Origin of the sequence: Methylocystis sp. SC2, from assembly GCF_000304315.1 — a bacterium.
GTDB lineage: Bacteria > Pseudomonadota > Alphaproteobacteria > Rhizobiales > Beijerinckiaceae > Methylocystis.
In genome coordinates this window covers 243,897-265,426 of record NC_018485.1, presented here as the reverse complement: position 1 = coordinate 265,426, position 21,530 = coordinate 243,897, and the positions used below count along the sequence as shown (strand labels likewise).

The following is a 21,530-nucleotide window of genomic DNA, read 5'->3' as shown; positions in this document are numbered from 1 at the left end:
AAAACCGACAGAGAGCGGCCATGGGCGCCGCTCACACTCCTTCCATCGCCATCCTCGTCGTCGCCGGAGGCCGCGGCGCGCGGGCGGGCGACGGCCCGCCAAAACAATATCGACCGGTCGCCGGCGTGACGCTGCTCGCCCGAACGCTGCACGGGCTGCATATGGCCATGCCCCAAGCCGCGCTCAAGGTCGTCATCCATAAAGACGACCTCGCGCATTATGCCGCGAGCATAGCGGAGCTTGCCGCGCCGGATCGGACGCGGCTTCTGCCGCCGGCCTTCGGCGGCGCGAGCCGGCAGGAAAGCGTCAGGAACGGCCTCGAGGCGCTCGCGGCCGAGGGCGCGCCGGACATCGTGCTGATTCACGACGCCGCGCGTCCTTTCGCGGACGCCGCGCTCATCGCGCGCGCGATCGAGGCGGCGGCGATCCATGGCGCAGCGGCCCCCGGCGTGCCGCTGGCCGATACGATAAAGCAGATCGATGGCGACGGCGTCGTCGTCGCGACGCCCGATCGCGCGCGGCTCCGCGCCGTGCAGACGCCGCAGTCGTTTCGCTTCGATCTCATCATGACAGCCCATCGCGCCGCAGCCGTCGGCGGGCGCGACTATACCGACGACGCCATGATCGCCGAAGCCGCCGGCCTGAAGGTGCATATTTTTGACGGCGACGCCGCCAATTTCAAACTCACGACGCAACAGGACTTCGCCCGCGCCATGGAGCAGTTGAAGCAACCCGCATTCGCCGATCTGCCCGACATCCGCATGGGTCAGGGCTATGACGTCCACGCCTTCGGGCCGGGCGATTCCGTCTGGCTCGGCGGCGTCGCGGTCCCGCATACGCATGGCCTCGCCGGCCATTCGGACGCCGACGTGCTGTCCCACGCCATCACCGACGCCATTCTTGGCGCCATCGCCGAGGGCGACATCGGCGCGCATTTCCCGCCCTCCGATCCGCAATGGAAGGGCGCGGCGTCGTCGATCTTTCTGGCGCGCGCCTGCGAACTGGTCCGGGCGCGCGGCGGCGCGATCGCCAATGTCGACGCCACGATCATTTGCGAAGCGCCAAAGATCGGCCCGCACCGGGAGCGGATTCGCGAAAGCCTCGCGGCGACGATGGGCGTCGAGATCGGCCGCGTCGCGATCAAGGCGACGACCACCGAGCGGCTGGGATTTACTGGAAGGCAGGAAGGCATGGCGGCGCTGGCGATCGCGACGGTGCGGCTGCCGTGAAAATCTGATCGAACCTGCATCTGCTTCCAGTCGTTATGGCTTCCCGCAGCGCCGCGGGCGGTCGTAATGACGACCGAGGGCAGCCCAAGGGCGAATGGGGCGACGAATCGTTTTCCTCACCCTCATCCTTCGAGAGGGCCTCTTCGAGGCCTCCTCAGGATGAGGAAACCCTTTACCCGATCGCGCGGAGAGCGAATCGCTGTGCAGCGTCCATTGTGCGCATGACCTGCTATAAGGCCGGTTCGCAAAGCCGGGGCTCTCATGATCCGCGTGACTGATAGAATCGCGATCCACGAATGGGAAATTGTGGAGGAATTCGCGCGCGCGTCGGGGCCCGGCGGGCAGAATGTGCAGAAGGTTGAAACCGCCGTGCGGCTGCGCTTCGACATCCGCAATTCGCCCAGCCTCGCCGATGATGTGAAGGCGCGGCTCGCGCGACTCGCCGGCAGGCGTCTGACGAAGGATGGCGTCATCCTCATCGAAGCGCGCCGCCATCGCACGCAGGAGCGCAACCGGGCGGATGCGCTCCTTCGTCTCATCGACCTCATCCGCATCGCGGCGGCCCCGCCGCCCCCGCCCCGAAAGAAGACCCGGCCGACGCTCGGCTCGAAAATCAGGCGGCTCGACGGGAAGAAGCAGCGCGGCGACGTGAAGGCGCTGCGCGGCAAGCCGACGCATGAGTTATGATACGCATTCCGGCTGAACCGTTCGCTGGGCCTGTCATTCCCGGCAGGCCGACGGCCTGACCGGGAATCCAGAGCCAATCCAGGAACGCTGGTTTGCTCTGGATTCCCGATCGCGCGATGCGCGCGTCGGGAATGACAACCGAGTTTCTTATGAGATACGTCATATGAAATTACGAGATACGTAATGACTAAAAATACGACATACGTAAAAGCTAACTTGCTGCTCGACAGAGCCCGCGCCAAAGCCCTGCGTCTTGCGAGCGCCGAATCCTGCACCGGCGGGCTCGTCGCCGCGGCGCTCACCGAAATCCCAGGCTCGTCCGATGTATTCGACCGCGGGTTCGTCACCTACTCCAACGCCGCGAAATCCGACATGCTGGGCGTCGCGGACGCATTGCTCAAAGCGCATGGCGCGGTCAGCGCCGAGGTCGCGCGCGCCATGGCGCTGGGCGCCATCGACCGCTCGCTGGCAGATGTCGCCGTCGCGGTGACGGGCGTCGCCGGACCCGGCGGCGGCTCTCTCGAAAAGCCTGTGGGGCTCGTTCATTTCGCCTGCGCCCGGCGCGGCGGCGGCGTCGATCATGTCGAGCGGCGCTATGGACCGCTGTCGCGCGCCGAAATCCGCGCCGCCTCGGTCACGCAAGCCCTGGAGATGATGATCGACGCCGTCGACGCGGCTCAGCGGCGGCCGTAAACCTCGTCGGCGCGTGCGGCGAAGGCGTCCGCATATTTGTGGAACGCGCGATCAAACATCGCGCCCATCACAAAGCCAAGCGCCGGGCTCTTGAATTCATAGGCGATGAAGAAATCGACCATCGACCGCGGCGCGCCGCCGCTCGCCGCCGGCTCGTCGCGGAACGTCCAGCGATTGTCGAGTTTTCGAAACGGTCCCTCGGCGCACTCGACCCTGATGTCTAGCTTGTTTGAGTCGCAGCAGACGCGGCTCACATAGCGCTCGCAGATCGCTTTGAAGCCGACCTGCATCTCGATCAGCGACACCTCTACCCCAGGCGATATCTCCGACCGTCGCCGGATGCGAACGGCCTCGCAGAGGGGAACGAATTGCGGATAGGATTCAACGTCGCGCACCAGCGCAAACATTTCTCCTGCGCTGTGCGGCACGTAGCGACGGTTGCGGAAACTCTTCATGAGCCAAGCTTCTAGTTCATTGACGAGAGCGGCAAAAGTCGGCGCCGTCACGCGGCTGGAACAATTGCGTCACGTCGCAGTTCTATCGACGAGCTCTCGCTGGCTCCTGAGATATTCTACGGAGGGAACAATGGCCAACAAATCCGATTTCACAGCTGAAGAATGGAAAAAACTGCTTGAATCGCCGCTGCTGGCCGGCTTCGCCGTCAGCGCCGGCGATCCGAGCGGCTTTATCGGCACCTTGCAGGAGGGTTTCGCGAGCGCCAAGGCCTTGGCCACCGCCAAATCCGATCCGAACGCCGACGTGCTGATCAAGGCGGTCGTCGACGATCTTCTCACGCCCGACGGACGCGCCGCGGCCCGCGACGGGGTGAAGGGCGTGGTCGACGGGGCGAAGGTGGACGAGTTTAAAGATCGGGCGCTCGTCGAGTTGCGCCGCACCGCATCGATCCTCGATTCGAAGGCGCCCAATGAATCGAAGGCGTTCAAGGATTGGCTCAACCATATCGCCAATCTGGTGGCGGAAGCGGGCGTCGAGGGCGGCTTTCTGGGCTTTGGCGGGGTGAAGGTCACCGACGCCGAACGCGCGACGCTGGCGGAAATCTCCACCGCGCTCGGGGCGTAATCTACCTCCGCTTTGCGGGGAAAATTGCAAAATTCGGCGGAGGACGAGCCCCCCCCTTGTCTCTCCCCCGCTTCGCGGGAGAGGGGACCCTAGCGACGCAAGTGCACGGTTTGTTGGCAGGACCCGAGTCTAACTCCCTCTCCCGCGAAGCGGGGGAGGGCTGGGGTGGGGGCCTAAGCCGCGCCCACATTTTAATTCCGCATGTCCGTCGTCCGCCCGGCTCGTTTACCGTTCCGCGAGCCGTCGCTGGCGCGCCGCCCGCAATTTCGCGAAATCCTCCCCCGCATGATGCGACGAGCGGGTGAGCGGCGAGGCGGCGACGTAGAGAAAGCCCTTCGCATAGGCGAGCGTCTTATAGGACTCGAATTCCTCCGGCGTCACGAAGCGCTCGATCGGATGATGCTTGCGCGTCGGCTGCAGATATTGGCCGATGGTGATGAAGTCGATGTCGGCCGAGCGCATGTCGTCCATGGCCTGCATCACTTCGAGGCGGCTCTCGCCGAGCCCGACCATGATCCCGGATTTGGTGAAAAGCGACGGGTTCAGCTCCTTGGCGCGCTGAAGCAATCGCAGCGAATGGAAATAGCGCGCGCCCGGCCGCACCGTGACATAGAGCGACGGCACGGTCTCGAGATTGTGGTTGAAGACGTCTGGGCCCGCCGCCACCACCCGCTCCAGCGCGCCAGGCTTTCTGAGGAAGTCGGGCGTCAGCACCTCGATCGTCGTTTCGGGACAGGCCGACCGGATCGCGGCGATGGTCTCGGCGAAATGAGCGGCGCCGCCGTCATCGAGATCGTCGCGATCGACGGAGGTCACGACGACATGCGACAGGCCGAGAGCGCTTGTGGCTTTCGCCACCCTGCCCGGCTCGGTCGGGTCAAGCCGCGTCGGCAGGCCCGTGGCGACATTGCAGAAGGCGCAGGCGCGCGTGCAGATCTCGCCCATGATCATGAAGGTGGCGTGTTTTTTCTCCCAGCATTCGCCGATATTGGGACAGGACGCTTCCTGGCATACGGTCGCGAGCCCGGCGTCCTTTAAGAGGCCGCTGGTTTCCGCCCAGGCCTTCGAACCCGGCGCCTTGACGCGGATCCACGGCGGCTTGCGCAGAATCGGCGCGTCGGGTCGGCCCGCTTTTTCAGGATGACGCGGCGGCGGCTCCCCCCGTTTCTTTCGGGGGTCGTCGTTCAAGAAGTCAAGCACGGTCAAGAGCGGAGAGTCTCCTCTCTCACCAAGCTAGGCACGTCAATGGCGAACGGCAATGTCCTCGGGAGATCTATTGGCGTGAGGCAACGCCGCCCGGCATCCGACGCAGAACAGCGCCGCGCCGATCGCGCCGGCGATCAACACCGCGTCCGCGCAGCGCTGGCCCACTCCGGCAAGAACCGCGAACTCGGCCGCCAGCCATGCCCCCGTGACCGCCGAGAGCAGAAAGGCCCCTGCTCGCACGTCGACATGCAGAACATGCCAGAGCTTTGTCGCGCTCCAGCCGACAAGGCCGCCGATGAGCAGAAGGGCGAGGAACTGCGCGTTAGGCGCGCCAACGATCGCGGCTGCGGCGGAGAGCAACGCGTCCATGAGGGCCTCCCGGCGGGGTGAGGAAAGGTTGCAATTTGAGCTAACGGCCCAATAACGAGTTTGACGCGTTTTTGTTCCCGGCATGGGCTGGAAAGGTGCGCCGGCGGCGGACGCCCAGCTTCCCAATCGCGCATCGGTTTCATGATAAATATGCGTTAATACCATTAAATCAATAATTTAATTCTTAAACCTATAGTTTAAGTTTAAGATGCGCCCTATAGATATTCGACCTCCAGAACGCCCGGAATGGCGCGCAGCGCGCCGGCGACTTCCGCAGTGACCGGGTAGCTTCCGGGTAGGCGGATTTCGATTTCCTCCCGTCCCGCGTCGCGCTTCAGAAGAATCGACACCTCGCCGTCGCCACGGCCGGCGAGCTGAGTCCTGATCCCGTCGAGCGGCTCCTCGTCGCCGACGACGACGCGCAGTCCCTTTTGCGCGCGCGCCGCCGCCGCTGCCAAAGGTTCGACAGCAACGATGCGCGCCCGGACGTCCTCGCCCTCGACCGCCGCGGATAGAGTCACGAGCACCGCCGCGCCCTTCTCCAAAAGATCGCGATATTGGATCAGGCCCTCCTGGAAGAGAATCGCCTCATAGTGTCCGCTGACGTCCGAGAGCTGCAAGATCCCCATCTTGGACCCGGACTTGGTGCGCCTTTCGGTTCTGTCCAGAACGACGGCGGCGAGCCGGCCGGCGGTGGCGCCGCGCTTGACGGAGGCGGCGAATTCGCTCCAGCGCGACACGCGGATCTTGGGTAAAAGGCCGGCGTAAGCGTCGAGCGGATGGCCCGAGAGAAAAAAACCGGCGGCTTCATATTCACGTCGCAGCGTCTCGGACGCTGGCCAGGGCGGCGTCTTTGGAACCGCGAGGTCCGCAGCCTCGGCGTCGCCAAAGAGCGCGTTTTGTCCGGCCTTGCGGTCCTCGGCGTGCCTATTCGCCGCGGCGAGCATCGCCTCGATCGCGGCGAAAGCCCTGGCGCGATTGGGCTCGATTTCGTCGAAGGCGCCGCAGGCCGCAAGGCTCTCCAGCGTCTTCTTGTTCACTTCGCGGGGGTTCAGCCGTCTCGCGACGTCGGCGAGGCTCGTAAATTGGCGCGCCCCGCGTGAGCGCACGAGAGACTCGGCCTGCGCTTCGCCGACGCCCTTGAGGGCCGAAAATGCGTAGCGGATCGCCAGCCTGCCTTCGGCGCCAGGCGCGACGTCGAAGTCGACGCCCGACTCATTGATCGAGGGCGGCTCGACCGCGATGCCCATGCGCCGCGCCTCGTCGCGGAACTCGGCGAGCTTGTCGGTCTGGCTCTTGTCGAAGGTCATTGAGGCGGCGAGGAATTCCGCCGGATAATGCGTCTTGAACCAAGCAGTCTGATAAGCGATCAGCGCATAGGCCGCCGCATGGCTCTTGTTGAAGCCATAATCGGCGAATTTCGCCAAGAGGTCGAAAATAAAATTAGCGAGGTCGGCCTTTACATCGCGCGCGATGGCGCCTTTGACGAAGCGCTCGCGCTGGGCGTCCATCTCGGACTTGATTTTTTTGCCCATGGCGCGGCGGAGCATATCGGCTTCGCCCAGCGTGTAGCCGGAGAGCACCTGCGCGATCTGCATCACCTGCTCCTGATAGATGATGACGCCGAAGGTCTCCTTCAGAATGGGCTCGATCTTGGGATGGTAATAATCCGCCTCCTCATCGCCGAGCTTCACCGCGCAATAGGTGGGGATATTGGCCATCGGTCCCGGGCGATACAGCGCCACGAGCGCAATGATGTCCTCAAAGCGATCCGCGTGCATTTCGACCAGCGCCTTGCGCATGCCGGCGCTTTCCAGCTGGAATATCCCGACCGTCTCGCCGCGGCCGAGCAGCGCATAGGTCGCTGGATCGTCGAGCGGCACTTTGGCGAGATCGAACGCCGGATCTCGCCGGCGCGCCAGACTGCTCGCCGTTGCGAGCACGGTGAGCGTCTTCAGACCGAGAAAGTCGAATTTGATCAATCCCGCCGGCTCGACCCACTTCATATTGAACTGGGTCGCCGGCATGTCGGACTTCGGATCGCGGTAAAGCGGCGTCACCTCATGCAGCGGCCGGTCGCCGATGACGACGCCGGCGGCGTGGGTGGAGGCGTTGGAAAAAAGCCCTTCGAGCGAGCCCGCGATTTTAAAGAGCCGCCTGACGCGCTCGTCCTCCTCCACGGCCTCGCGCAGCTTCTGCTCGCTCGCCAGCGCCTCGGCGAGCGTGACGGGCTTCGCCGGATTCTGCGGCACGAGCTTGGCGAGCTTGTCGACCTGTCCGAGCGGCATTTCGAGCACGCGACCGACGCTGCGCAAAACGCCGCGCGCCAGGAAGGAGCCGAAGGTGATGATCTGCGCCACCCGGTCGGCGCCATAGCGGCGTCTGACGTAGTCGATCACCTCGCCGCGCCGCGTCTGGCAGAAGTCGATGTCGAAGTCCGGCATCGAATTGCGCTCGGGGTTGAGGAAGCGCTCGAAGAAGAGCCCGAAGCGAACCGGATCCAGATCGGTGATGGTCAGCGCATAGGCGACGAGCGAACCCGCGCCGGAGCCGCGTCCCGGTCCGACCGGAATTCCCTGGGATTTGGCGAATTTGATGAAGTCGGAGACGATGAGGAAATAGCCCGGAAAGCGCATCTTCTCGATGACGGAAAGTTCGAAATCGAGTCGCGCGGCGTATTCTTCCCGCGTTCGGCCCGGCGCCGGCCCATGCGCGGCGAGGCGCTGCTCCAGCCCCTCCGTCGCTTGCCGGCGCAGCTCCTGCGCCTCGATGTCGTCGAGAGACTGCGCATCGCGCGCCTCCTGGACGAATCGCGGCATGATCGGCTTGCGCGTTTGGGGCCGGAAGCTGACTCGACGGGCGATCTCCAGCGTGTTGGCGGTCGCCTCTTGGAGATCGGCGAAAAGCGCGCACATTTGGGCGCGAGTCTTGAAGTAGTGCTCGGGCGAGACCCGCCTGCGATCGTCGACGCTCGTCACCGCGCCCTCGGCGATGCAGAGCAGCGCGTCATGCGCTTCGAAATCGGCGGGCTGCGCGAAATAGGGCTCGTTGGTCGCCACGAGCGGCAAGCCGCGACGATAGGCAAGGTCCAGCAGCTGCGGCTCGACATCGCGTTCGGCGCGCAAATTGTGGCGCTGGACCTCGACATACAGCCGGTCGCCATAGAGACGCTCGAGCGTTGCAAGGCGCGCACGCGCCTGCTCCGGCCTGCCCTGCGCCAGCGGACGGTCCAATGCGCCGTCAGGCCCGCCGGTCAGCGCGATCAGCTCCTCGGCGTCGGCGGCCAGCGCTTCGAGCGTCAGATGCGGCTCGTCGCCCTGCTCCGTGTCGAGAAAGGCGCGGGAGGCGAGCCGCATCAAATTGCGGTAGCCGGCCTCGGTCTTGGCCAGCAGCACGATATTGGCGAAACCGTCGTCGCGCGCCGCGACCGCGCCGCCCCTGCCGTCGCTAAAATCGACCCGGAGCTGTGCGCCTGCGATCGGCTGGAGGCCGGCCTTGACGGCCTTCTCGGAAAACTCCAGGGCCGCGAAAAGATTATTGGTGTCGGTGACGGCGAGCGCGGGCTGAAGGTCGCGCACCGCGAGATCAATCAGCTTGCCGAGCGAAAGCGCGCCCTCGCGCAGGGAATAGGCGGTGTGGACGTGAAGATGCGCAAAGCCGGCTTCGGCGGCAGGCATGGTCGAAGGCCTCGAGGACGCGGATGGATTCGGGCCAAAGTCTACAGTTTCGCGCCGCGTCTCGGAACTCCGCGCGCGCCGCCGTCCCCAGATAGCGTGAAAAGCGGCGCCCGCCCCAATGTTTTCAGGTTTGGGGCGGAGCGCGGACTATCGCTGCAAAACGGCGAAGCGGTGAACGTTCACGCCATTTTCAGCGAGGAGCCTGTGCATCGCGGGAGAGAGGTGAACCACACGAGACGCGCTCAGATTAGAACTGCAGTCGTTCTTGAGGCCGACATATTTGGCGTGAAGGGTGTTCGCCTCGCTGTCGCCAACGGTTGAGCGGACCTGCTCAAGCATGGCGCTCACTTCCGCGCCGCCATATTGCTGGACGAGGGAACAGCCGACGCGCACATCCTGCGCAGTCGCGGGCATTGCAGCGCTCAGAAGAAACGCGCCAAACAGGGCGCCGGCGGCGAGCGCCGGCTTTCCATGACTCATGTGGTGCTCCTTGGCTAAAGACGGCCGTTCGGGCTTGCTCAAACAGAGGTCTCGGCGCGAACGGCGCTTGGTCCAAAGCCCGGCGGAGGCGATCGCCTCCCCGGGCTCATATGTCCTAGCCGCGTTTTGGACGAACCTGTTTAGCGCCTATTACTCGGCAGGGCTATAGGCTTTCGCCGCAGATTCGATCGGCTTGAACGCTTCCTTGGCGATCGAGGCGTAGAGTTCGCCGAGCTTGGTCGCTTCGGCAAGGAAATCTTCGTAGGCGCTCTTGGCGAAATCGGTCTGAAGCTGAAACGCTTCGTCGATCTTCTTCACGGTAATCAGCTTTTCGGCCAGAACGCGGCTCTTTTCGAAGGATTTCTTGGAATAATCGGTGGTCTCGGCGGCGATGCTCTGCCAGCCCTTGGTCACCGCAGCCGCAGCGGCGGACACGGCTTCGAACTGCTCTTTGCCGAGCTTCTGAACGCTGTCGAAATTAGCTGCCATGGGTTCGTCCTCATGATTTTGGCGCAAAGGCGCCCTATGCGGCGCTATGCGCCCGCTCACGACTTATTTATATGCATTGCACAAAATAAAGTCAACGAAAATGTTGCGGCGCAAAATAGGCGCGACGCCGGGCTCGCGCTTAACCCGTGGGTAACCGCAAGCGCTTAGTCTGCCAAATCGTCACTTTTGGCGCGGCTGGGCGGTTGCGCGAACAACAGTGAAGTCAAGGGGCGCGTTTATGCTGAGATCGAGTATGTCGGACCGCCTGCTGCGGCCCCGCTCCCTCGCGGTAAGCTTTGCCACGATCACAATCCTCCTCGCGATGTCGGTCTGCGCGGAGGCGCGCGGCAGACACCATTTCCATCATCGCAGCGTTTCTGACGACCGCAATTCGGCCGTTCGGGCGCGCGCACACGCCAACGGCGATCCTGTCATCGGCGAGCATCGCGGCTTTTCGGCCATCGTCGTCGACGCCAACAGCGGCCGCGCGCTGTATTCCCGCGCCGAACACGAGTTGCGCCATCCCGCCTCGGTCACCAAGGTGATGACGCTCTATCTTCTGTTCGAGCAGCTCGAAAAAGGGCGGCTGCGCCTGGACTCGCCGCTGATGATTTCGCAGCACGCGGCGGCGCAGGCGCCGTCCAAGCTCGGCCTGCGTCCCGGACAGACGATCAGCGTCGACAATGCGATCAAGGCGGTCGTCACCAAATCCGCCAATGACATCGCCTGCGCGATCGCCGAGAACGTTGCGGGCGACGAGCATAGTTTCGCGCAGATGATGACGCGCAAGGCCCATGCGCTGGGCATGCGCAACACCAATTATGAGAATGCGTCGGGGCTGCCCGACCCCAATCAGGTGACGACCGCCTATGATCTCGCGCTGCTCGGACGCGCCATCCAGGAGCGCTTCCCGCGCTATTATCGCTATTTCTCGACGCCGAGCTTCGCCTACAACGGCGCCTTGCACCGAAACCACAATCATCTCCTCGGCCAGGTCGAAGGCATGGACGGCATCAAAACCGGCTACACGCGCGCGTCCGGCTTCAATCTGCTGACCTCGGTGCGCCGTCGCGGGCATCACATCGTCGCGGTGGTGATGGGCGGCAAGACCGCCTATACGCGGGATCGAATCATGGCGGGGCTGATCGAGGAACACATCGACGGCGGCTCTTCGGTAAGAACCGCCGCGGCGGTGAGCGAAGATCCGCGCGCCGCCGAGGCGCAGGAGCAATTGGCGTATGAGCGGACGCAGCGCGCCGAACGCGCCGCCGAGCGCGCCCAGCAGATCGCCGCGGAGCGCTTGGCGTATGCCGAGCCTCAGGAAGAGCCCGCCGGGCAGCCCGAACCGTTTGACCGCCGGCTGAACGCTCCGGCTCCGGCGGCGGCCGTTCCGCCGCAGGAGAGCGCTGAGCGGCCAGCGGTTCGTCCCGCTTTCGTTTCCGGCGGCCAGAAACGAACGGCCGACGACAGAGATGAGGAACGCAAGGGCGCCTCTCCGAGCGCCAAGGCCCGCGCCGGCGCGACGCCAGTGGCCGCGCGCGACGGCTCCACGACGAGCGGCACGCGTAAGATCGAGGTTACGCCGGTGTCCACGACGCCTTCGGCCGTTCGCGGCGGCTCCGCAAAATCGCAGCTCGCAAAGGCGGACGCCGCGCGTCCGGGGCGGCCAGGCTGGATGATTCAGATCGGCGCGACCGACGATCAGGAAAAGGCCAATCAGCTGCTCGTGCGCGCCCGCAGCCAGCTTCAAGGCTTTCCCGCCACCGCCAAGGCCTTCACCGAAAAGGTGCAGCGGGGAACTGAAACGCTCTACCGCGCGCGTTTCGCCGGACTCGAGGAAGATACGGCGCAGTCGGCCTGCAAGGCGCTCAAGCGCTCCGGCTTCTCCTGCTTCACGACAAAGAACTGATCATGTCCACGACTTGGGACCACGACTACGGCGCGCGACGCGCGTCAGTGCTGGTGACGCCGCATGAGGACGTCCTTGGCCTCATTTACCCGGGCCGCAAGATCAGTCGTTCCGCCAAGATCTGGATGAAGCTTCTTCATCAGATCACGATGGGCGCGCGCAATGTCCGCCGCCGCCGCGCCGCGCTTGAGGCCGAGAATTTCGTAAGCCTCGTCTTCGGTAATCGCGCCCGCATGTCGCGCGCCGCCCTCGCCCGGACGAAATCCCCCCGCGTTTGCGTGCGTATCGCTTGCCGAACGCCAGCCGGAAAATCGGCGGTCCAGATAAGCCTCTAAAAGCCTGGCGCCGTCAGGATCGTCCCGCCGGCAAACGCCGTAGAGTTCGAGGAGCGCGGGCCGCGCCAGCGAATCAAGATGCACGCCCTCGTGCTGACCGGCCAGAACCACTCCCCGAATGGCGCCCGTGGAATGGTCGAGCTCCATTTCGATCATCGCCGACCGAACCCGCGATACGCCGCCGGCGCCGGCGCCCGCCTTGCGAAAGCCGCGCAGGGCGCCCCCGCCGAGGCCCATGAGCCAAACGCCAAAGCCCAAGAGCGCCATGCCGAGGTCGAGGCGTCCCCGCACCAAAAGCAATGCGCCCAGCGCCAGGGCGACGAAGCCGCCCCCGCGCTTGAAGATCACCGCCAACAGCGCCGGCGACGTCTTCGTATAGGCGTTCAGCGCCACGATCGTCAGGAGCAGGGCGATGAGTCCGATCAGAATGGGCATCCGTTTATCCTCAACCGATCTGAGACAAAAGCAGGCGCGCGGCGTCCGCGCCTTCTTCGGCGCGCCGCTCCAGCTCGCGTCTGCCCCCTACCGCATAGGCCGCCGCGGCGGCGAGTAGCTCCGCTAAACGCCCTGGAGCCGTGGCGTCGAACGCCGCATAGGCGCCGCCCGTCAGTCGCGCGATCTCACGATAGGCATGCTGTGCGGCCGAGTCCTGGCCCTCATGGAACATGAAGGCCTTGACGCCGAGCAGCCCAAGTTCGCCTGCCGTCGCCGCGAGGGCGTCGAGCCGCTCCTCCATGGCGTCGCCGATGTAAACCAGCGCGCCCACGCGTCCCGCGCGCGATTCGTCGAGAGCGTGGCGCAGAACCTTGCCGATCTGCGTCCGGCCGCCTCGGCAGGCGATGCGCGACATCAGCGCGCCGAGCCCCTCGCCTCCCGAGACGAAGCGCGAAGCGCGGCATTCCCCGAAGCCCCGAAAATAGACGAGCTGAACATCCAGTCCGCCCTGCGCGGCGGTCGTGCGGAACATTTCGCCTTGAATTGACTGGGCCATGTCCCAGGTCGGCTGTCTGCTCATCGTGGCGTCCAGCGCGAAAATCAAGCGTCCCCGCGCCGCGCTCGCCGCGACGTTCCTTGCCTTGTCCAGGAAGGCCTCTATCGGCCCCGATTGCGCAGAGCCTTGAGCTGCCGGCGGTTTAGGTGAATGTTCGCCCACTGCGGTTCACGTCGTTTTATCTGACGCTCTCTATCAAATCGGCCCTGCTCTCTGATAAACAAGAGGCTGGCGCGTAACCTGAAACATAGGCTCTTTCAGCGCGCCCGGCGAGGAGTCGATGTCGATCCCCAGCGAAGAATCTCATGTCCTGAACGGATCCGCGCTGACCGCCGCGAACGGATGGACGCGCATTGCGGCCCTGCCCGCTGAAGATAGCGTTCGGATCCAGTCGCTGATGCGGGCCTTCGGCGAAGAGCTGATGCGGGCTGGCGTGCGGGTCGGCGGCGTGACGCAGACGCGCGTCGCGGATTCATCGGGCCGCTCGGGCATCGTGCTGCGCGACGTCGCCACGGGCGCATTCTATCCGATCTCGCAGGACCTTGGCCCCGGTTCGGTCGCCTGCAATCTCGATACGAGCGAATTGGCGCTCGCCTGCGCGGCGATCGAGCGCGCGGCGCGCGACGGCGCGCAATTGATCGTTATCAGCAAGTTCTCCAAACAGGAGGCGGCGCGTGGCGGGCTTTGCGACGCCTTCCGAGCGGCGATGACCGCGCGCGTTCCGGTGATCGCGGCGGTCTCTCCGCACTATCGCGACGAATGGCGCGCCTTCGCCGGGCCGCTGGCGGAAGATGTCGCGCCCGAGCGCCAGGCGCTCGCGGATTGGTGGGCGAAGCTATGCGCCGGTACGCCGGAAAGGGCTACTATCTGACCGGCGGCGCATACATCAGGCCGCCCTTGTTCCACAAAGCGTTCAGCCTGCGCTCCATGGCGTAGGGCGCCCCCCGCCCGAGATTGCGCTCAAAAACATCGGCGTAATTGCCGACATGTTTGACGATGCGGTAGGCCCAATCCTGAGAGAGGCCGAGATCGTCGCCATGGGCGCCGTCCACGCCGAGCAGCCGCCGTATCTGCGGATTCTCCGACGACAAGGCGGCGTCGGCGTTCGCCTTCGACACCTCCAGCTCCTCTGCGTCGATCATCGCGAACAGGGTCCAGCGAACGATGTTCAGCCATTGATCGTCGCCTTGGCGGACAAGTGGGCCGCGCGGCGATTTCGATAGAATGTCCGGCAGGACCGCGTGGTCCGCTGGCGCGGTCAAGCCGATTCGGACGCCATGCAGCGTGGAGACGTCGGCCGTCAGCGCGTCGCATTTCTCCTCGTCATAGGCCTTGGCCGCGTCCTCGAGGCTCGGGAACAGCTTTGGATCATATTTCTCCTTGCGCGCCCGGAAAAAGTCGGCGACCGCAAGTTCGTAGGGCGTGCCTTGCTCGACGCAGATCGATGCGCCGTCCAGGTCCTGAACCGAAGCGGTTTTGCGCTGCCGTCGGACCAAAAAGCCCTGCCCGTCATGCAGGAAGATGGCGGCGTAGATCAGCCTATGGCTGGTGTCGCGGGCTTGAGTCCAGGGCGACGCGCTAACCAGCAGATCGACGGCGCCGGCCTGCAATGCGCCAGCGCGCTCTTTCTGCGAAAGCTCGACGAATCGCGCCTTGTTCGGGTCGTCGAGGACGGCGCTGGCGACGGCTCGGCAGAAATCGACGTCGAAGCCGCGCCATTCGCCCGCGCCGTCGCGCTGGGCGAAGCCGGGCGCGTCGCTAACGCCGCAGGTCAAATAGCCGCGCTTCATGATCTGCGCGAGCGTGGGACCGACATCCGTTTGCGCGCCGGCGCCAAGGGCGAAAAGCGCTCCGGCGAAGGCCGCAATGAAGGCGAAAGCTGTGCGGCGGATCATGGCGGGCTCGGCATCCGGCGGAGGATATACTACGGTCGCGCGGCGTTCACGCAAAGACGAGTTGTCAGAGGCGGCATGTCCGAAGAAAAGCGAAAAGCAAGGCGCAAATTAAAGCCCGCCACTCTGGTGACGCAAGCCGGCCGCGCGCCCTTCGATCATTTCGGCTTCGTCAATCCCCCTATTTATCGCGGCTCGACCGTGCTGTTCCCGACGGTCGCGGCTCTCGAGGCGTTACGGCAGCCGTACACCTACGGCACCAAGGGGACGCCCACGACTCGCGCGCTCGAGCAGGGCTGGAGCGAGATCGCCGGCGCCGCGGACACGGTGTTGACGCCCTCCGGCCTTGCGGCGATCGGGTTGGCGCTTCTCACCGCCACGCAAGCGGGCGCGCATGCGCTCATCGTGGATTCGGCCTATCAGCCGACGCGGATCTTCTGCGACGGTCTCCTCGCGCGCTTCGGCGTCAAAGTCGACTATTATGATCCCTTGATCGGCGGCGGCGTCGCCGCGATGATGAAGCCCGAAACGACCGCGGTGCTCGTCGAGTCGCCCGGCTCCCTGAGCATGGAGGTTCAAGACATTCCTGCGATCGCCGCGGCCGCCCACGCCCATGGCGCCTGTGTGATCGCGGACAACACCTGGGCGACCCCCCTTCTCTTCCCGCCGCATGAGCGCGGCTGCGACCTCGTCATCGACGCCGGCACCAAATATCTCTCGGGCCACGCCGATCTCCTCATGGGGCTCGTTTCCGCCAATTCTGCATGGGCGAAGCGCCTGCGCGCGACCTTCAACGCCTTCAGCATGGGGTCCAGTCCCGACGACGCCGCGCTCGCCCTGCGCGGGATGCGCACCATGGCGCTACGGCTGCGCGAGCAGGAGCGCGCCGCGCTCGACGTCGCGCAGTGGCTGGAGAACCGGCCGGAAGTTTCGCGCGTGCTGCATCCCGGCCTTGCGACGCATCCCGGCCACGCGCTGTGGCGACGAGACTTTACCGGCGCCTCCGGCGTTTTTTCCGTGATCCTCAAAGCGACTTCAAAAAAGGCAGTCGCCGCTTTTGTCGACGGATTGGAACTGTTCGGCATCGGATTCTCATGGGGCGGCTATGAAAGCCTTGTCCTGCCCTTCGACTGCTCTTCTTACAGGACGGCGACGCGCTGGACGCCGGAAGGACCGACGCTGCGCTTCTCCATCGGACTGGAGGACGTCGCGGATCTGAAGTCTGATCTCGAGGCGGGCTTCGCGCGCCTCAACGCCCATTGAAGGCGGCGCGCGGCGGTGTATTCCAGGTTTTGGCGTTCCTATCGTGAAAAGCTGTCTTGAAGAGGAGAAGCAATATGGTGGCCGTTTCCCGGGTTGCTGCCTATGTGGCCGTCTGCGGTTTTTTGATTGCGGGCGTCGCGCCGGCGCGTGCGGCCAGCGGTCAGGACTTTCCGAACTCCACATGCGCCTGCAAGGGATGTGGCCAGAACAAATCCGACGTCATCGGCAAATGCCCCGACGTCTGCAAGGACAAGACGGTCTACGACAAAGGCGACAAGGACGCTCCCCCGGCAGGGGCCAAGAGCCACTCAAGCAAGAAAGACAAGACCGCCAAGGCCCCCGAACCTACGGGGTTTTGCAAGGCCGCCCGCATGAAGCTCCCGAAGGGCTGGATGCGCGCCGATCCGCCGCCGGCGAAAACGCGCTGATCCATCGCATCTCCAAGTCGGTCCTCGTTGCGGCGCATGGAAAAGGGGCGCGCGCCTTTGACCTTAAAGCGTGGAAACGGAGCTGCAATTGACGCCGCCGGCGTCGTTCTCGCTATAACCCCTACGCCTAAGTCAGCGTGCTAAAGGGGGCGGCTTGGCCTCGCCGCCGCGTCTGGGTCCCGCGCTTTGGCGATCGTCTAATCGCCATGCAAAATGCCCGCCCAAGAACTTGGGCGGGCAAGGTTTTGTTGCGCGCCCGCAGCGAGCGCGCAACAACGCTTGGAGGATTAAAGCGTGGCTCCCGCCTGGAACTTCGGAATCACCGGGCCGCCGATTTCAGCCCTCTGACGCTCGCCGGAGGGGCTGAAGAAGAACAGCAGTCCGCCAAACTGGCTGTCGGTGTCATAGGCGAGATCGGACAGGCGTTCGATGTCGAAGCGGGCGTCCTGAACGATCACTTCCAGGTCGCGGGTCTCGCCGGGCGCGATCGGATTGGGATCGCTCACGGAAAGGCCGCGGTCGGCAAGCAGATAGTCAGGGAAATCCGGCCGCGTCGTGAAGACGTCCGGATTGAGGAAGCGCAGACCGGCGGACGTGAATTCGCCGAGCCGGATCGGCTCCTTGCCATTGTTGGTCACCTTCGCCCTGATCCGCAATTCGCGGCCCGGCACCGTATAGGAGCCACCTTTGAACTGAACGGCGACCGTCGACCGCGGCTCGTCGATCGGCGAGATGCCGGTCAGCAAGCCCGCCTGCATCGGCAGCGTGCGCGGGAACTCCCGATTGGCGCTGGCGTAGAAGACCAGCACAGCCAGGAGAACCGCGGCGAGCGTGACCGCGCCGATCCGCTTTTCGTCCTGGCCGATCAGCTCGCGGCCCTTGCCGGCCTTGACCTGCCAATATCGGACGATGATCCCCTTGGTCATGAACCAGTACAGGATCCAGGCGGCGGCGGCGGCCATCCAGAAGAAGTGATAGATATAGGTCCAGGTGATCCCATAGGTTTCGAGATCGATCGTCGAACCTTCGAGCAGCGTCACCGGATTGGTGAAATCCTTCATGTCGCCCTTGATGGTGATCCACTGTCCCGGACCGACGATCGGGCCGCCGTCCTTGACGTTGATCTGGACATGCACGTGATAGCGGCCCTGCCGGCGCGCTTTCAGGACGATCTTGTATTCATAGTCGTTGCCGACATCCATCGAGAAGGTGCGCGGCACCGGCACTTCGCCGACGAAGGCGCTCTTGCGGATGAGCACCGGCCCCGGCTCGCCGACGTTGAGAAAGGATTCGCCGGGCCTGGCGACGGCCTGCGGCCAGCCGGAAAACACATGCACCTTTCCGGTGAGCTCCATCTCGTCATTCACATTGAGCTCGGTCTTCGACCATTTGACGTCATACCAGTTGAGCGTGCGCATGCGCAGGAAGGCCTGCTGCGAACGTTCGCCATGCGCGGCGGCGGGCGTCGCCGCCGGCAGGGTGGTTAGGGCGCCTGCGACGGCCAATCCGAGGATCCAAAGGCGGACGACGCGGGCCGTCGCGCATTTGGCCATCGAGTGCAAATTCAAACTTTTCATCTCGAGTCACTCCCTTGCGTTTCTTCGCCGCCGGAGCCGTCGCCGGCTCCGGTGAAATTGCGCGTCGCGTCCTAGACCTCTTCGATCTCGAGATATTTCGTCGTCGAGAACCACTTGCCCATGTTCCACCACAGGAAGTAGACGAGCATCGAAATGAAGCCGGAGAAGAAGGCGGCGACCGGAACCACGTCCTTGCCGAAGGTGCGCAGCGTGCCGCGCTCGACCATGCGGATGTATTCCGGGGTGCCGGTGCGGACGTAGTTGAAGCCGATGAGGTCGGCGAGCGTGAGCAGCACGCCGTCGATTTCAGCAGCCTGATGATATTGCGCCAACACAGGCCAGTTGATCGGATAGAACAACAGGCCCCAGCCAAGGCCGCCAAGGAGCGCGGTGACCAGCCAGCTGCCCGAGATCATCAGCACGATGTCGAGCCAGAAGCCCATCGGAATGAGCGCCGACGGAAACACCAGATTGATCGGGAAGAAGGTCCAGCCCCAGAAGTTGTCATAGCGGTTGATCCACTCGCCGATCAGCAGGGCGAGCACGACGGTCGTGGCGCCGATCGGCAGTCGGAACCGCGTCCAGAAGAAGGACTGCGCGGCCGCGGCGAAGCACATGGCGACGATCGGCGTCACCGTCGGCCACATGCGTCGATCCTTGAAGTCGATCCAGAAGTCCCAGTCGCCGGCGAGCAGCATGTAGTGGATGTGGAAGGAGCCGAGCAGCACGGCGAACAGGATCACCAGCAGGATCCAATCCGTCAGAATGACGCAGCCGAGAAACTCTTCTTTCGATTTCCAGGTCTTGCCGGTTGGCGAGCCTGTTTCAATTGATGCCGACATGTTTTCCTCTCTCGAATTGATCTTGCGGAAGGAAAGCGGCGGCCCCGCCCGGCCTTCGCCTTTCGGTCGACGGCCGCTTTCCGTTTCGAAGCGTTGACGCGCGAAGGTCGATGCGCGTTGGCGCGCGCGGCGAAAAAGTGGGAACCGGCTTTTTGCTTGGAGCGCGCTCTAACTTTCGGATTCGATCACGCATCCGCATTTGGGCGGTTCAGCTCAGATGCGGCGCGATCTAGAGCGCGAGAGCGTCCTTCTCGTATTCCTTGCTGAGTTCGATCACGCGATCGAGCACCTGGCGCGCGACGCCGAAAACGGCGAGCGCGAACCAGCCGAAGAACACGAAGCCCCAGTGCAGCGGCGCCGTGAACAGCTCTTCCATGAACCAGAAGGTGTGGCCCCACTCGTTCAGGCCGATGTTCGGGAAAATCATGAAGGGCCCGGCGAAGAACATCAGGAAGGCGAGCGAAATTCGCTTGGCGAATTGCGGGATGCGCGTGTGCGCATACATGAAGGCGCCCCAACCGCAGATGATGTAGATCGGATAGCTGAGGTAGAACTCGAGGATATGGCTCGGCGTGAAGTCGGTGTCGCGAATCACGGTCTGGTGCCAGGTGCCGTCCTGCTCGGTGAAGTAGGAGGCGCCCCAGTAGACGGAGAAGGCGTACACCGCGAGCCAGCCGATGAGCGTCAGGATGCGGCGCATCTCCTCGCGCGGCGCGACGGCGTCGATGTTGCGGTCGCGCGTCTTCCAAAGATAGCCGCCGATGCCGCAGAAGGCGACGAACTCGAGCGGCAGCTCGGTCCACATCAAATTCATCCAGTAGGTCTGGAATTCCGGCGCGAAGGAATCGAGGCCGGCCTTCCATCCGAAATATTGCTCATAGACTCGGATGCCGACGTAGAAGACCAGCATGACGCCCATCGTGATATAGGCGGGCTTGTAGTTCACGATCGTATCGGTCTCGCCGGCTTGCGCGGCGCTCACGGCTTTTTCTGTCGTTTGATTCATCCTTGCCTCTCCTCTTGCGGGTTCGAGACGCACGTGCGGTCCCGATTGGCGCTTCGCCTCCCATTGCTGCGATGCGCGCCGCGCAAGGCGCCCGTCGCGCCGCGTGAAGCGGTCAAAAGAGCGCTTGTGCGATGACCGCTCGCGACGTGCGCAAACCCGCGGCGGCGTTCACAGCTGGGGGAACCCTATCACGGCGAACACTGTCGACGTCAAGAAGAGTATAGTATTCCACATGCGACAATTTGCACCATATGCTGTTTAAAATCTCATTTTATTGCTACAAATGTTGAGACTCAATGTTTGTATGTAATTGATATCTGAGTTTGTTGGCGCGGTTGATTAGCTTTTGATGTATTATAATATGAAACAACGCCAACTTAGAATGATTTAAGACCAGATTATAGTCAAACTTGCGACATGTTGCCGCAAGTTAAACCTATTGTGCGTCGAGTTGAATCGTTGAAAATCGAAACAGCGCTGATCGACAGCGTCCGCCGCAGTCCATGGAGAGAAAACGGATGAAGACTTTGCACGCGTTCAATGAACTTGGCTGGGTCGCCTTTTGGGTCGCCTTCTGCGTGTTCCTCTTCGCAATCTTCATTCCGACCGTGAACCGAGCCCTCAACCTTTAGCCGCCCTCCCCGGCGCGAACGATCGTCCCAACTTGATCCCCCTCGAGTTGGGACGATCCTGTCCGCGCGCGGACTGCGGAGAGAGCGAAAACGCAGGGGCGAATGGCGTGCGCGTCGCCAAAACGTCGCGCCTCGCAGGCAGAATATCTCCATACGAACCAATGTCTTTGACGTGAACGATCACGCCCGACAGGAGGCAAGAAAAAGCAGCGACGATCTAACGCAAAGCAAAATTACAAGGTGGCCCGAAGAGTATAAAAGAGAAAAATAAATGAGCGGAAACTCTGAAGAAGACCATCAGTTGAATTATCGCAAGCGGCGTGAAGATTCTCTCCGCCAGCTGCTGAGCGGCATTGTGGACAAGCCTTCCAAGGAGATCATTGAGGAGCTCAAAAAGGATTTGGGCGTCAGCCGCGCGACCGCCTATCGCATGATGAAGACATTTCGCACCTGCGGGGCCGTCACGGCGCCCTGGAGGCGTCCGGTGGGCCGTCCGAAAGGCGCGCGCTGTCTCGATCCGCGCCGCGAGCAGCTCATCCAGGAGGCGATCAAAGCGCATTATTCGCACGCGCTTCGGCCGAAATTCAGGGCGCTGGTCCAGGACATCCACCAGCGCTGCGGCGAAGAGCTTCTGGCGCCGCCGAACTGGCGCACCATTCGCAAGCGTCTGCGAGACTTCGAGAGTCGCGGTCGCGGCGCGTGCGGCGTCGCGAACTGATTGGACCATGGCTCACGGGACTTGGCT

The 21,530-nt window shown here is 63.7% G+C and carries 21 protein-coding genes; 9 read left to right on the top strand and 12 right to left on the bottom strand.

The genetic code is table 11. From position 1 onward, the window contains the following. Positions 1 to 20 precede the first annotated feature (20 nt). From BN69_RS01180 to BN69_RS01170, 3 genes are all read left to right on the top strand, one after another. Positions 21 to 1,229, top strand: a complete 1,209-nt coding sequence (locus BN69_RS01180; RefSeq protein WP_014889705.1) for a bifunctional 2-C-methyl-D-erythritol 4-phosphate cytidylyltransferase/2-C-methyl-D-erythritol 2,4-cyclodiphosphate synthase — start codon at positions 21 to 23, stop codon at positions 1,227 to 1,229. A gap of 261 nt (positions 1,230 to 1,490) precedes the next feature. Beyond that, the gene (gene arfB, locus BN69_RS01175; RefSeq protein ID WP_014889704.1) at positions 1,491 to 1,916 is read left to right on the top strand and encodes an alternative ribosome rescue aminoacyl-tRNA hydrolase ArfB; all 426 of its coding nucleotides are present in this window, start codon (positions 1,491 to 1,493) and stop codon (positions 1,914 to 1,916) included. 183 nt (positions 1,917 to 2,099) lie between these two features. Continuing rightward, positions 2,100 to 2,609: a CinA family protein gene (locus tag BN69_RS01170; protein ID WP_041926746.1), complete on the top strand. Its 510-nt coding sequence runs from the start codon at positions 2,100 to 2,102 to the stop codon at positions 2,607 to 2,609. On the opposite strand, the gene BN69_RS01165 is transcribed toward BN69_RS01170, so the two are convergent. Then, positions 2,594 to 3,064: a type II toxin-antitoxin system RatA family toxin gene (locus tag BN69_RS01165; protein WP_041927079.1), complete on the bottom strand. Its 471-nt coding sequence runs from the start codon at positions 3,062 to 3,064 to the stop codon at positions 2,594 to 2,596. The two genes, BN69_RS01170 and BN69_RS01165, sit on opposite strands and share 16 nt — an antisense overlap. Before the next feature lie 130 nt (positions 3,065 to 3,194). On the opposite strand from BN69_RS01165, the gene BN69_RS01160 reads away from it, so the two are divergent. Continuing rightward, on the top strand, positions 3,195 to 3,689 hold the full coding sequence (locus BN69_RS01160) for a hypothetical protein (protein ID WP_014889702.1): 495 nt from the start codon (positions 3,195 to 3,197) through the stop codon (positions 3,687 to 3,689). Positions 3,690 to 3,914: 225 nt separating this feature from the next. On the opposite strand, the gene lipA is transcribed toward BN69_RS01160, so the two are convergent. The 5 genes from lipA to BN69_RS01135 form a co-directional block, all read right to left on the bottom strand. Beyond that, entirely contained in the window at positions 3,915 to 4,895 is a 981-nt protein-coding gene (gene lipA / locus BN69_RS01155; RefSeq protein WP_041926745.1) for a lipoyl synthase, read from the bottom strand. A 36-nt stretch (positions 4,896 to 4,931) separates the two neighbouring features. Continuing rightward, entirely contained in the window at positions 4,932 to 5,264 is a 333-nt protein-coding gene (locus tag BN69_RS01150; RefSeq protein WP_041926744.1) for a hypothetical protein, read from the bottom strand. Positions 5,265 to 5,479: 215 nt separating this feature from the next. Further along, positions 5,480 to 8,941: a DNA polymerase III subunit alpha gene (dnaE, locus tag BN69_RS01145; protein ID WP_014889699.1), complete on the bottom strand. Its 3,462-nt coding sequence runs from the start codon at positions 8,939 to 8,941 to the stop codon at positions 5,480 to 5,482. Between the two features lie 147 nt (positions 8,942 to 9,088). Further along, positions 9,089 to 9,421: a hypothetical protein gene (locus BN69_RS01140; protein WP_014889698.1), complete on the bottom strand. Its 333-nt coding sequence runs from the start codon at positions 9,419 to 9,421 to the stop codon at positions 9,089 to 9,091. 150 nt (positions 9,422 to 9,571) lie between these two features. Next, entirely contained in the window at positions 9,572 to 9,910 is a 339-nt protein-coding gene (locus BN69_RS01135; protein WP_014889697.1) for a phasin family protein, read from the bottom strand. 238 nt (positions 9,911 to 10,148) lie between these two features. Between BN69_RS01135 and BN69_RS01130 the strand changes: the two genes are divergently transcribed. Beyond that, positions 10,149 to 11,819 (top strand): D-alanyl-D-alanine carboxypeptidase, encoded by a 1,671-nt coding sequence (locus BN69_RS01130; RefSeq protein WP_014889696.1) that lies wholly within the window; start codon positions 10,149 to 10,151, stop codon positions 11,817 to 11,819. 44 nt (positions 11,820 to 11,863) lie between these two features. Here the strand turns inward: BN69_RS01130 and BN69_RS01125 are convergent, their stop codons facing one another. Both BN69_RS01125 and BN69_RS01120 read right to left on the bottom strand, forming a co-directional pair. Continuing rightward, complete coding sequence (locus tag BN69_RS01125; protein ID WP_014889695.1) at positions 11,864 to 12,589, bottom strand: DnaJ domain-containing protein; 726 nt, start codon at positions 12,587 to 12,589, stop codon at positions 11,864 to 11,866. 10 nt (positions 12,590 to 12,599) lie between these two features. After that, positions 12,600 to 13,307: a hypothetical protein gene (locus tag BN69_RS01120; RefSeq protein ID WP_014889694.1), complete on the bottom strand. Its 708-nt coding sequence runs from the start codon at positions 13,305 to 13,307 to the stop codon at positions 12,600 to 12,602. 118 nt (positions 13,308 to 13,425) lie between these two features. On the opposite strand from BN69_RS01120, the gene BN69_RS01115 reads away from it, so the two are divergent. Next, the gene (locus tag BN69_RS01115) at positions 13,426 to 14,016 is read left to right on the top strand and encodes a DUF2478 domain-containing protein (protein WP_014889693.1); all 591 of its coding nucleotides are present in this window, start codon (positions 13,426 to 13,428) and stop codon (positions 14,014 to 14,016) included. Here the strand turns inward: BN69_RS01115 and BN69_RS01110 are convergent. Next, positions 14,009 to 15,040 (bottom strand): amino acid ABC transporter substrate-binding protein, encoded by a 1,032-nt coding sequence (locus BN69_RS01110; RefSeq protein ID WP_014889692.1) that lies wholly within the window; start codon positions 15,038 to 15,040, stop codon positions 14,009 to 14,011. The two genes, BN69_RS01115 and BN69_RS01110, sit on opposite strands and share 8 nt — an antisense overlap. 75 nt (positions 15,041 to 15,115) lie before the next feature. Here BN69_RS01110 and metC point away from each other — a divergent pair, with 75 nt between their 5' ends. Beyond that, positions 15,116 to 16,300: a cystathionine beta-lyase gene (gene metC / locus BN69_RS01105; protein WP_014889691.1), complete on the top strand. Its 1,185-nt coding sequence runs from the start codon at positions 15,116 to 15,118 to the stop codon at positions 16,298 to 16,300. A gap of 74 nt (positions 16,301 to 16,374) precedes the next feature. Continuing rightward, a complete protein-coding gene (locus tag BN69_RS01100; protein ID WP_014889690.1) occupies positions 16,375 to 16,728 on the top strand; it encodes a hypothetical protein in 354 nt (117 codons plus the stop codon). 287 nt (positions 16,729 to 17,015) lie between these two features. On the opposite strand, the gene amoB is transcribed toward BN69_RS01100, so the two are convergent. The 3 genes from amoB to amoC all read right to left on the bottom strand — a co-directional run bounded on the left by amoB (position 17,016) and on the right by amoC (position 20,153). Beyond that, the gene (gene amoB / locus BN69_RS01095) at positions 17,016 to 18,305 is read right to left on the bottom strand and encodes a bacterial ammonia monooxygenase, subunit AmoB (protein ID WP_014889689.1); all 1,290 of its coding nucleotides are present in this window, start codon (positions 18,303 to 18,305) and stop codon (positions 17,016 to 17,018) included. 71 nt (positions 18,306 to 18,376) lie between these two features. Further along, complete coding sequence (amoA, locus tag BN69_RS01090; protein WP_014889688.1) at positions 18,377 to 19,147, bottom strand: bacterial ammonia monooxygenase, subunit AmoA; 771 nt, start codon at positions 19,145 to 19,147, stop codon at positions 18,377 to 18,379. Between the two features lie 229 nt (positions 19,148 to 19,376). Beyond that, positions 19,377 to 20,153 (bottom strand): bacterial ammonia monooxygenase, subunit AmoC, encoded by a 777-nt coding sequence (gene amoC / locus BN69_RS01085; RefSeq protein WP_014889687.1) that lies wholly within the window; start codon positions 20,151 to 20,153, stop codon positions 19,377 to 19,379. 903 nt (positions 20,154 to 21,056) lie between these two features. Between amoC and BN69_RS01080 the strand changes: the two genes are divergently transcribed. Beyond that, positions 21,057 to 21,503 (top strand): hypothetical protein, encoded by a 447-nt coding sequence (locus tag BN69_RS01080; protein ID WP_014889686.1) that lies wholly within the window; start codon positions 21,057 to 21,059, stop codon positions 21,501 to 21,503. Positions 21,504 to 21,530 lie beyond the last annotated feature (27 nt).